This window comes from Gammaproteobacteria bacterium (assembly GCA_013151035.1).
Taxonomy (GTDB): Bacteria; Pseudomonadota; Gammaproteobacteria; order JAADJB01; family JAADJB01; genus JAADJB01.
The window spans coordinates 1-10,089 of sequence record JAADJB010000012.1; the positions used below are offsets into that span (position 1 = coordinate 1).

A 10,089-nucleotide genomic window follows, 5' to 3' on the forward strand; every position below is an offset into this window, starting at 1 on the left:
AGGCCGGATATATGGAAGCAATCCTGTCACTGTTAAAGGTTCACAATGTCTTGCAAACTGGGAGGAGACCATATATGCGTACCACGCACCACTTACTTATTTGTTATAGTACGCCCCATGGATATTATTTTTTTACAAGACCTGCGCATCAAGACCATTATTGGTATCTATGACTGGGAGCGCGCCACCCAACAGACCATTAGCCTGGATCTGGAGATGGCGACCGATATTCGCAAGGCGGCGGCTAGCGACAGTATCGAAGACACCCTGAACTACAAGGCGGTTGCCAAACGACTGATACAATTTGTTGAGGAATCCGATTTCCAGCTGGTCGAAACCCTGGCGGAACGCATTACCGATATCATCCTTAATGAGTTCAATGTGCCCTGGGTCAAGCTTCACCTGCATAAACTGGGTGCGGTACGCGGGGCAAAAGATGTCGGCATTATCATCGAACGTGGCGACAATAAGTAGCTAATGGCTCTAATCTACATCTCTGTTGGCAGCAATATCGAACGTCACAAGAATATCCTGCGTGCCTTTGATCTATTACAACAACGCTACGGTACGATTCAGGCATCCACTGTCTATGAAAATAGTGCTGTCGGCTTTGATGGTGATGACTTCTATAATCTGGTGCTCTGCTTTCATACCGAAGAAGACCCGCAGACACTGGTGGGAAACCTGCACCAAATCGAAGAGGCCTGTGGTCGTATCCGCCCCTCCACCTGTGACTCACGCACCATGGATCTTGACCTGCTGATCTATGATGATCTGGTGCTGCAACAGGGTAAGCTCCAGTTACCCCGACCTGAGATTACCGAATACCCCTTTGTCCTCAAACCACTGGCCGAGATTGCCGGTGATCGACCACACCCGATATCCGGTCAGACCTACACGGAACTGTGGCAAACATTCCCACAACACAATACATCACTCACCCCGGTTCCATTCACCCTGGGCCATAATGACTAACAGCGATCCCTGGCATATCCCCGCTGATTGGCCCACACCTGATACTGCCGCCCGCACACTGAGTGAACAACTGGTCAATACGATCAGGCAAGAGATCGGGGAGCACGCCATACCGTTTGCCCGTTTTATGGAACTGGCACTCTACGCACCCGGCCTGGGCTATTACAGCGCAGGCTCACGCAAATTTGGCGCAGCGGGGGATTTTGTCACCGCGCCCGAGCAGTCGGCACTCTTCTCACGCTGTCTGGCACATAGCTGCCAATCGGTACTGAACGAACTCGGTGGCGGTGACATACTGGAACTAGGCGCGGGTAGCGGCATCATGGCGTGTGACCTGTTACAAGAGCTGGAGCGTGAACAGTCGTTACCTGAAAATTATTATATCCTCGAAGTCAGCGCGGATCTGCGCCAACGCCAACAACAAACTCTGCAACAGAAGATCCCCCACCTCTTCACGCGTATTCACTGGCTCGATCAACTCCCGCAACAGGCCTTCAAGGGGATCATTCTGGGCAATGAGGTCATTGATGCCATGCCGGTACAACGCTTTCATTGGCAAGATCAACAAATACTGCTGGATCATGTCTGTTGGCAGGGACAGGGTTTTCAATTCTGTCCCCAACCCATTGATGACCCGCAACTGGAGCAGGCAATCAGTAGCATCATCACAGAGATGGATCTAGACAATCATTATTACTCCGAGATCAACCCTACCCTGTCACCCTGGATCAAGGGTCTGGTGGATGTATTGCAACAAGGCCTGATGCTATTCATTGATTATGGTCACCCGCGTTCCGAGTATTATCACCCGCAACGCTCACAAGGCACATTACAATGCTACTATCGCCACCGGGCACACGATAATCCCCTGATCCTGCCCGGTCTACAGGACATAACAACCCATGTCGATTTCACTGCCATCGCCGAGGCTGCGGACACCTATGGTCTGGCGGTTAGCGGGTATACCACGCAGGCTCATTTCCTAATGGATACCGGCATTGAGACACTGATGATGGAGACGGATCCCGAGGATCAACGCAATTTTTTGCAACAGGCGCAACAGATTAGAAAGCTGATGATGCCGGGTGAGATGGGAGAACGCTTTCGCTGCATTGCCCTGACACGGGATCTGCAACAGCCGATTCCCGGTTTTCGCATACAGGATATGCGGAATCGATTATGATAGCCTGAAAAAAGAGTAGCACCCCATTAATTTATTGGAAAAATCATGGATTTAATACAGATCATCGTACTGGCTCTAGTGCAGGGCTTATCAGAGTTCCTGCCCATCTCCAGCTCAGCCCATCTTATCCTGGTGCCAAAACTGGCTAACTGGCCTGATCAAGGACTCGCCTTTGATGTTGCCACCCATGTCGGCACTCTAACGGCTGTGGTATTTTATTTCCGCCATGAACTTCGGCGCATGAGCCTGGCATGGTTCCAGCATGTCGGTGGCGGGCAAGCCAGTCGTGATAGCCAACTGGCGTGGGCAGTATTGTGGGCAACGATCCCGGTCGGGCTATCCGGGCTGATCTTTAAGGATATTGTTGAACAGGATCTACGCTCAGCCATGGTGATCGCTATCACCACATTGCTGTTTGGTGTATTACTGGGCTGGTCTGATCGCAAGGGTGGCGGTAGCCGCAGTGAATACGAGCTCACCTGGAAGGATATCCTGACCATCGGCTGCGCCCAGGCTATTGCCCTGATCCCCGGCACCTCACGTTCGGGCATCACCATGACAGCAGGACTTGCCATGGGGCTTAGTCGTAGTGCGGCGGCACGTTTTTCCTTTTTGATGTCCATCCCTGTGATTGTGCTGGCGGGTGGACTGGAGACCCTGAGCTTATTAAAACAGGGGGCATCGGTAGACTGGACAGCCATCCTGTTAGGTACTGTGCTATCAGCCCTGAGCGCCTATGCCTGTATCCATTTCTTCCTCAAGTTACTGGAACGCATCGGCATGATGCCATTCGTGATCTATCGTATGATACTGGGAGCGGCATTGCTGGTGTGGGTGGTGTGAATGGGTTATGTATGCATTCCCACGCAGAGTGTGGGAACGAGAGCGGAAATGGGTGGCGTATGCATTCCCACGCAGAGCATGGGAACGAGAGCTGCTCCTGCGTGGGAACGAGAGATCTGGTTCCCATGCTCTGCGTGGGAACCTACTAGCCCCGCATCAGGCGCGCTCTGAATGAACGTCCCTTTAACTTACCTTCGGTGATCTTTTTCAATGCAGATCGGGCAACATCACAATCTACCGCAACATAGGCACTATTATCAGTAATATGGATCTTGCCCACCTGCTTGCCGGTGATCCCGTCTTTTCCGGTCAGCGCACCCAGGATATCACCCGGCCGTAGTTTCTGTTTCTTACCGCCATCAATCTGCAAGGTGGTCATTGAGGACTGATAGATAGCCTGATCCAGCAGACTCTGCTCGGGTAACTCTCCACTGCTTATCTTCTGTCCCAGATACTCCTCCAGCAAGGAGACCTTGTAGCTCTCTTTCTCATTATAAAAAGAACAGGCAATACCCTTGCTACCGGCACGTCCGGTACGTCCAATACGATGCACATAGACCTCAACATCCCGTGCGATCTGATAATTAATCACCAGATCCAGCGCATCAATATCCAGCCCCCGGGATGCCACATCGGTCGCAACAAGGACCGACACACTCTTATTGGCAAACTGCACCAGAGTCTGGTCACGCTCGCGCTGATCAAGATCACCATGCAGGGCAAGCGTACTAAAGCCCTCATCACGTAGCTCATCGGCGACCTCTTGTGTCTCGCGTTTGGTATTGCAAAATACCACGGTAGATTCCGGGCGATGCTGTAACAACAACAGGCGCAAGGCGGTCATGCGCTGCTTATTATTATCGACCTGATAAAAATATTGCTGAATACTGGAATCATCATGCGTGGTTGCCACCTGCACCATCACGGGCTCTAGCATAATACGCTCAGCAATCGCCTGGATCTTATCCGGGAAAGTGGCACTGAATAACAGCGTTTGACGCTGCTCCGGGATCTCATCAATAATGGCATCCAGTGTTTCCTGAAACCCCATATCCAGCATGCGATCAGCTTCATCAAGCACTAGCGTACTGACCGCTTTAATCTTCAACGTCTTGCGGCGCAGATGATCCTCAATTCGTCCGGGTGTCCCGACCACAATATGAACCCCATGTTCCAATGAACCCACCTGCGGACCAAAAGGTGTACCGCCACACAAGGTTAACACCTTGATATTCTGCACACCCCGAGCCAGACGACGGATCTCTTTTGCCACCTGATCGGCTAACTCACGGGTTGGGCAGAGCACCAGTGCCTGCACCCGAAAACGTCCTGCATCCAATCGCTCCAATAAACCAAGACCAAATGCAGCGGTTTTACCCGAGCCGGTTTTCCCTTGGGCAATCACATCCTTGCCCGCCAGAATAGGCGGCAAACTCTGCGCCTGTATCGGTGTCATGGTCTCATAACCCAGCGAATCCAGATTTTTGAGTAAATCGGGATGCAGGTTAAGGGTCGAAAATATCGTTTGGCTTAAACTCATGCGCTCATTGTAACTCAGGAACCGCTGACTTTATTCAATAAAATTTGTGCCTGCTTATCCCCATGAGCAACGGCCTTTTGTAGCCATTTCTTTGCTTCTGCTTTATTAACAGCAACACCGCTACCAAGCGCATACATCTGACCCACAATGCGTTCCGCCAGAGCCAAGCCCTGAGCCGCTGCCAACTGCATCCACTTAAAAGCTTTTTTATTATCCCTGGTTACGTCTTTACCATTAATATAAATAATACCCAGATTGGCCTGGGCAACTGCCAGACCTTGATTTGCCGCACGTTGATACCATTGCAGAGCTTGTTCCATATCCTTTTTTATCCCTTGCCCATGTTGATACATTGTTGCCAGGTCATTCTGTGACTTAACATCTCCTTGCAGCGCCGCATTAAGCAATAAATTAGCAGCCTTTAAATAATCAACCTTAACGCCATAACCCTGTTTATACATAAGAGCAAGAGCATATTGAGCATTAGGATTACCCTGCGCAACAGCCTTACTTAACCATAAGAAGGCCTGATTAAAATCTTTTGCTACGCCCACGCCATTAAGATAGGCACTGCCAAGATCTGTTTGCCCTCCAGCATCACCCATTTGCGCCAGTTTCTGCAACCACTGCATAAACTCATTAGCGTTATTCTTTTTACCTCTCAGTATCGTAATCATCGCCACTATTGCGGGCTTATAACCCTGTTTAGCCGATGCACGAAACCAGGTGGCTGCTTTATTAACATCCTGAGAGGCCCCCTGCGCACCCTTAAAATACATCAACGCCAACTGATATTGCCCAGCTGCGTCGCCCTTTTTTGCTAATGCCTGATAGGATGCCAGAGTATTAACCGGCACCTTCGTCGGGGTCGTTGGTGTCTTTACCGCCTTTACCGCAGTTGCCGTCGCCTGTCCTTTTTTAGGGCTGTTCTGACAGCCTGATAGAAAAACAATCCCAGTAATAAAAACTGCCGCCAAACGAAGAATTCTACTCATCCTGTTTTTCCTCTTCACTATTATTCATAAAGTAAGTGTCTAAAAAATGCTTAAAGCACTCAATAACCACGGTAACATAACTGCTGTAGCAAATGCAGATAATGCCATTGCCAAAGCAGAGAAGGCACCCATCTCCGAACTCACCTGAAAGGCGCGCGCCGTTCCAATACCATGTGCAGCAATACCCATCGCAATACCCTTGATATCATCATCCTTAATCCGCATCAGGGAAAAAAGCCAGGTCCCCATAACCGCACCGATAATACCCGTTACCACAACCAAAACCGCTGTTAGTGAGGGTAAACCACCGATCTGCTCTGAAATACCCATTGCCACCGGTGCCGTCACCGATTTAGGCGCCAGCGATAATTGCGTCTGTGAACTGGCACCCAGCAACCCGGCGATACCCACTGAGCTCAAGACTCCAATAGCAGCCCCTGAGATAATGGTAATCGATACCGGAAACCATAGTCTCTTCAATTTATCGCACTGCTTATATAAAGGGATTGCCAATGCCACCGTTGCCGGGCCGAGCAAAAAATGCACAAACTGTGCGCCCTCAAAATAGGTTTCATAGGACGTATTAGTTAACCATAAAAAGCCTATCAGGATAACAATAGCCACCAGTACCGGGCTCAATAGAGGATTGGCATCCCAGCGCATATAAATACGATAGGCAATACTATAAGCCAGCAGTGTGACCGTTAAACCCAATAAAGGTGACGTAGACAGATAAACCCAAATCGTTGCAAAATCCGGCTCAGACATTTTTCTGCCTTTGCTTCAAAAACAACATAATCATCGCACTCGCCATCATGGTGATAATGGTACTCAATAACAGGGTCAGACTAATAGCCATCCATTCATTTATAATTCTATCAAAGTGCACCATCATACCCACACCCGCAGGCACAAAAAGCAGGGATAAATGGCTCAACAAGGATGTTGATACCGAGTCCAGAGATTCATCGGATTGCCCGCGCAACAACAAGGTTAAAAAAAGCATGGTCATGCCCAACACCGGGCCAGGCACGGGTATCTGCAACAACATCACGCTGACCTCACCCACCAACTGATAAATTAACAATATTGTTATACCATTTATAAGCTTCATCCAGGGAACCCCTGATCAGGCCAAAGAGCCAAGCCAAAAAACATAAATCGCACCGCCAGCACAATACAAAATAGTGTCATCACCTTATAAACCGGCTTAACACGGACAGAACGCATGTGTTTAATCCCAACATAGGCACCAATTACATTCACAAAAAAAGAAAACTCACTCACGATGAGCAATGTTAATAAGGGGATAGCGGTCACACCTTTACTATCAAGCTCACTTCCTTTCATAACGACCAGCATCAAAACCAGCCCCAGACCGAGTGCAATATAAGGGAAATTAAAGGTCTTCATGGCTGCTTCAACCCATCCTTGAATGCCTGTGGCAAAGGTATCATGTCATTTTTATTTAAGATATTACGCCCCTCAATCATTGTACCAACCTGTGTGATTCTATTCTTTGTCAACGGGTGTGTACTTAAAAACTCCACGGTCCCGATATCACCCTTCGCCGAATCAAAAATATTAAACAAACCCATTGCGCCATCGGCATGACCATAAATTCTGATCAGACTCTCAACGGCATCGCTGTCGGCCTGGTACTCATAATCACGCGAATACTTGATCATCGTAGCCATACCGACTGAGCCCAATAAATCACTGACCACACCATCACCTGATGAGAGACCAATAAATGATAATACTAATCCTGTTACAACACCATGACTGGCACTTAAAATAGGGTGACGATACTTTATATGTGCCACCTCATGGGCAATGACCATAGATAATTCATCTTCATAGCCCAACTTTTCCAGCAGACCACGATACAAAACAATATGGCCACCCAGTGTAGCAAAGGCATTCACCGTATCGCTGTTCACATAATGAACGCTAATCGTCATCGACTCAGGAAGATCAAGGCTCTGTATCACTTGCTGTGAAACCTGCTCAAGATACAAAGGTAATTTTTCACTATTTTTGCTATCAAGAAACCGTGTTACTGGCAAACTGCGTTCCCAATCAAAGGGGATTTTATCGGCGAAATAATCCACTAGTAAAATAAGCAAGGTAAGACTAATGAACAGTACACCCACCATGCCCAGGGTAAGAATAGCGAATTCTTTCAGCGGATTCTGCTTGCTGGTATTAATGCCCTCCGGCAGTTCAGGGTTGGTGTACTCCATCGACGGATGATCAGGACGTCTGATGAGGAATAAATGCCGTACCATAGGCAAGCACCTCAACCGAACCGATAGAGCCCCCTCGACCCTTATGGATACTGGCAGTCTCCAGCTTGATATTGAATACCATTTCGGCACCAAGGTCTCTTGCCTCAGCCTTCATCCTCAAGAGTGCTTCACGGCGCGCACGATCAAGCAGCGTTTCATACGCACTGATACGACCACCCAGTAGATTACGCAAGCCAGCGATAAATCGCTTAAAATAATCAATGGAGATCACCACACTACCTGTCACCAAATGAATATCAAAATCAGGCCTTCCATGTGGTGGAATACGGGATGCAATAGCAGGGATTACATTGAGCTCTTTTTCACGTTCACGTATCGAGGTGTAGTGCCTGGATTCTGCCAAGCGTCCAAAACCATAGCCCAATGCCAGTAAGATAAGGAATATAATCAAATCAATCATATTGATTACTCCATAATGACAGCAGTGCCATAGGCGAATAACTCCGCAGCCCCCGCAGCAATGCTGGATGTTGAAAAGCGTATATTGAGCACCGCATTAGCACCGATAGACTCTGCCTGTTGCAGCATACGGTCATAAGCCTCCTGACGTGACTCCTGCAATAACTCGGTATAGCCTTTTAACTCACCACCAAATATATTCTTCAGCCCCGCCATAAAATCCCGCCCAACATGCTTTGCACGCACCGAGCTACCCTGCACCAGACCCAAATGTTTCTGAATACGCTTACCCGGTACAATCTCCAGATTACTCACCAGCATTATTTCTCTCCCTCTTTATGCAAAAGACAAATGAATCTTAGCATAAACAGGGAGCCAGTCTTGTAATGCCATATTAACCCACTATCCAGAAAATCTGTTCTCTACGACAACATCATCAAGAGCCAATTGCCCCGGTCGATCCCATGCCTTCCTCGTGGCCTTACCAATGGCAACAAACATAGAAATGACATGGTCATCAGGAAGCCTGATAAGTCTCGCCACCTCATCAAAATCAAAACCATCCATAGGGCATGAATCATAACCCATTGATTTGGCAGCTAGCATTAATGTCTGCGCTACAATACCACAGGATCGCATGGCTTCATCACGCTGTACCTGAGGCTTATCTCTATAATATGCATCCATCGCCGGCAAGACATAATCCTGCACCTCTTTAGAGGTATTTTTCCAATAACGCACCGGCTCTTTTTCCCATGCCTTAAGATCAGCGCATAGAATAATTAACAATGAAGAATCCGTTATCTGTGGCTGCCCCCAGGCTGCCTCCCTGATTTTGTTTCTTAAATCAACATCACTGACAATGACATAGCGCCAGTTTTGCTGATTAAATGCGGTAGGTGATAACATCGCTAAAGAGATTAATTGATCCCTTTCTTCATCCGACATGATATGCGTTGAATCAAATTCTTTAATAGAACGTCGACTTTTAATTGCCTCTTGTGTATCCATTATCTTGCCCTTGTTTATTGAAACAACCATGATAGTATTCCAATAGTTCTATAATTGTAAGAACGCACTTATTTGTGCAGTAGGCACTAAATGTATACCTGGATTAATTATAATGAAACATTCTGAATATAAATGTAATTTTGGCTGCCCGGTTGAAGCCGCACTGGAAGCCATTAGCGGAAAATGGAAGGGAGTCATCCTGTATCATTTGCAAGCCGATAAAAAACGCTTTAATGAATTGAGAAAACTCATCCCTGATATCACGCAACGCATGTTAACCAAACAGTTACGTGAGCTTGAAGCCGATAAAATCGTTAACAGAAAAATTTATCCGGAAATCCCACCAAAGGTGGAATATTCCATGACAAAATTTGGTGCTACACTAAAACCTGTGATCAAATCGCTACAGGTGTGGGGTGTAAAATATATTGAAGAACTCGAGGATATCCGGGACCATAAAAAAGCCTGACAACAACCTGTTATATTTTTCTCTTAATATCTGACCACTCCAACAATTTTTCATCGAATGACAATTGGGCCATGGCCGGACTTGTTGAGGGAAACCTGAAATGCTCAATCCCTTTTAACTCGCCATTATTTTACAGAAAGCATTTCGCAAATTCGCTTTGGATTCCTGCGTTGCTCTACCTCCTGAATCCATGCAGGCAATGGTGAGACTATAATAAGAGGCCCTCCATATGTGTTATGTAACAATTTCAATTTACCACCTTTGATATTTTTTTGCCTCCTCAGAAAAATTCGTGGGTAGTTTCCGGTACGGGTAAGGCTCCAAGCGTGTGATATAAGGCGATTTCAGCCGCATGGTAGGTT

At 47.5% G+C, this 10,089-nt stretch carries 14 protein-coding genes; 5 read left to right on the forward strand and 9 right to left on the reverse strand.

The window, feature by feature from the left end; all coding sequences use genetic code 11:
* Positions 1 to 117: 117 nt before the first annotated feature.
* Genes folB through GXP22_02465 form a run of 4 tightly spaced genes read left to right on the forward strand, consistent with a single transcriptional unit; the run spans position 118 to position 3,001 of the window.
* Positions 118 to 474 (forward strand): dihydroneopterin aldolase, encoded by a 357-nt coding sequence (gene folB / locus GXP22_02450; GenBank protein NOX08347.1) that lies wholly within the window; start codon positions 118 to 120, stop codon positions 472 to 474.
* A 3-nt stretch (positions 475 to 477) separates the two neighbouring features.
* Positions 478 to 975 (forward strand): 2-amino-4-hydroxy-6-hydroxymethyldihydropteridine diphosphokinase, encoded by a 498-nt coding sequence (gene folK, locus GXP22_02455; GenBank protein ID NOX08348.1) that lies wholly within the window; start codon positions 478 to 480, stop codon positions 973 to 975.
* Positions 968 to 2,158 carry an SAM-dependent methyltransferase gene (locus GXP22_02460; GenBank protein NOX08349.1) on the forward strand — a complete coding sequence of 397 codons (1,191 nt, stop codon included), beginning with the start codon at positions 968 to 970 and terminating at the stop codon, positions 2,156 to 2,158. Before folK ends, GXP22_02460 begins: the two co-directional genes overlap by 8 nt.
* A 45-nt stretch (positions 2,159 to 2,203) precedes the next feature.
* Positions 2,204 to 3,001: an undecaprenyl-diphosphate phosphatase gene (locus GXP22_02465; protein ID NOX08350.1), complete on the forward strand. Its 798-nt coding sequence runs from the start codon at positions 2,204 to 2,206 to the stop codon at positions 2,999 to 3,001.
* 145 nt (positions 3,002 to 3,146) lie between these two features.
* Here GXP22_02465 and dbpA read toward each other — a convergent pair whose 3' ends face one another.
* From dbpA to GXP22_02510, 9 genes are all read right to left on the reverse strand, one after another.
* Positions 3,147 to 4,541, reverse strand: a complete 1,395-nt coding sequence (dbpA, locus tag GXP22_02470) for an ATP-dependent RNA helicase DbpA (GenBank protein NOX08351.1) — start codon at positions 4,539 to 4,541, stop codon at positions 3,147 to 3,149.
* A gap of 14 nt (positions 4,542 to 4,555) precedes the next feature.
* A complete protein-coding gene (locus tag GXP22_02475) occupies positions 4,556 to 5,536 on the reverse strand; it encodes a sel1 repeat family protein (protein ID NOX08352.1) in 981 nt (326 codons plus the stop codon).
* A 39-nt stretch (positions 5,537 to 5,575) separates the two neighbouring features.
* Entirely contained in the window at positions 5,576 to 6,304 is a 729-nt protein-coding gene (locus GXP22_02480) for an LrgB family protein (protein ID NOX08353.1), read from the reverse strand.
* Positions 6,297 to 6,650: a CidA/LrgA family protein gene (locus GXP22_02485; GenBank protein ID NOX08354.1), complete on the reverse strand. Its 354-nt coding sequence runs from the start codon at positions 6,648 to 6,650 to the stop codon at positions 6,297 to 6,299. Before GXP22_02485 ends, GXP22_02480 begins: the two co-directional genes overlap by 8 nt.
* Complete coding sequence (locus GXP22_02490) at positions 6,647 to 6,949, reverse strand: hypothetical protein (GenBank protein NOX08355.1); 303 nt, start codon at positions 6,947 to 6,949, stop codon at positions 6,647 to 6,649. The genes GXP22_02485 and GXP22_02490 overlap by 4 nt, the downstream gene beginning before the upstream one ends.
* Positions 6,946 to 7,827, reverse strand: coding sequence for a M48 family metalloprotease (locus tag GXP22_02495; GenBank protein NOX08356.1), 882 nt, complete (start codon positions 7,825 to 7,827; stop codon positions 6,946 to 6,948). Before GXP22_02495 ends, GXP22_02490 begins: the two co-directional genes overlap by 4 nt.
* Positions 7,793 to 8,248: a YbjQ family protein gene (locus GXP22_02500; protein ID NOX08357.1), complete on the reverse strand. Its 456-nt coding sequence runs from the start codon at positions 8,246 to 8,248 to the stop codon at positions 7,793 to 7,795. Before GXP22_02500 ends, GXP22_02495 begins: the two co-directional genes overlap by 35 nt.
* 5 nt (positions 8,249 to 8,253) lie before the next feature.
* Positions 8,254 to 8,568, reverse strand: a complete 315-nt coding sequence (locus tag GXP22_02505; protein ID NOX08358.1) for a YbjQ family protein — start codon at positions 8,566 to 8,568, stop codon at positions 8,254 to 8,256.
* A gap of 81 nt (positions 8,569 to 8,649) precedes the next feature.
* The gene (locus tag GXP22_02510; GenBank protein ID NOX08359.1) at positions 8,650 to 9,258 is read right to left on the reverse strand and encodes a nitroreductase family protein; all 609 of its coding nucleotides are present in this window, start codon (positions 9,256 to 9,258) and stop codon (positions 8,650 to 8,652) included.
* A gap of 112 nt (positions 9,259 to 9,370) precedes the next feature.
* On the opposite strand from GXP22_02510, the gene GXP22_02515 reads away from it, so the two are divergent.
* The gene (locus tag GXP22_02515) at positions 9,371 to 9,727 is read left to right on the forward strand and encodes a helix-turn-helix transcriptional regulator (GenBank protein NOX08360.1); all 357 of its coding nucleotides are present in this window, start codon (positions 9,371 to 9,373) and stop codon (positions 9,725 to 9,727) included.
* Positions 9,728 to 10,089: the final 362 nt, after the last annotated feature.

Coding starts and splice junctions, on each gene's coding strand:
- folB (NOX08347.1), top strand. CDS start 118: ATGGATATTATTTTTTTACAAGACCTGCGCATCAAGACCATTATTGGT.
- folK (NOX08348.1), top strand. CDS start 478: ATGGCTCTAATCTACATCTCTGTTGGCAGCAATATCGAACGTCACAAG.
- GXP22_02460 (NOX08349.1), top strand. CDS start 968: ATGACTAACAGCGATCCCTGGCATATCCCCGCTGATTGGCCCACACCT.
- GXP22_02465 (NOX08350.1), top strand. CDS start 2,204: ATGGATTTAATACAGATCATCGTACTGGCTCTAGTGCAGGGCTTATCA.
- dbpA (NOX08351.1), bottom strand. CDS start 4,541: ATGAGTTTAAGCCAAACGATATTTTCGACCCTTAACCTGCATCCCGAT.
- GXP22_02475 (NOX08352.1), bottom strand. CDS start 5,536: ATGAGTAGAATTCTTCGTTTGGCGGCAGTTTTTATTACTGGGATTGTT.
- GXP22_02480 (NOX08353.1), bottom strand. CDS start 6,304: ATGTCTGAGCCGGATTTTGCAACGATTTGGGTTTATCTGTCTACGTCA.
- GXP22_02485 (NOX08354.1), bottom strand. CDS start 6,650: ATGAAGCTTATAAATGGTATAACAATATTGTTAATTTATCAGTTGGTG.
- GXP22_02490 (NOX08355.1), bottom strand. CDS start 6,949: ATGAAGACCTTTAATTTCCCTTATATTGCACTCGGTCTGGGGCTGGTT.
- GXP22_02495 (NOX08356.1), bottom strand. CDS start 7,827: ATGGTACGGCATTTATTCCTCATCAGACGTCCTGATCATCCGTCGATG.
- GXP22_02500 (NOX08357.1), bottom strand. CDS start 8,248: ATGATTGATTTGATTATATTCCTTATCTTACTGGCATTGGGCTATGGT.
- GXP22_02505 (NOX08358.1), bottom strand. CDS start 8,568: ATGCTGGTGAGTAATCTGGAGATTGTACCGGGTAAGCGTATTCAGAAA.
- GXP22_02510 (NOX08359.1), bottom strand. CDS start 9,258: ATGGATACACAAGAGGCAATTAAAAGTCGACGTTCTATTAAAGAATTT.
- GXP22_02515 (NOX08360.1), top strand. CDS start 9,371: ATGAAACATTCTGAATATAAATGTAATTTTGGCTGCCCGGTTGAAGCC.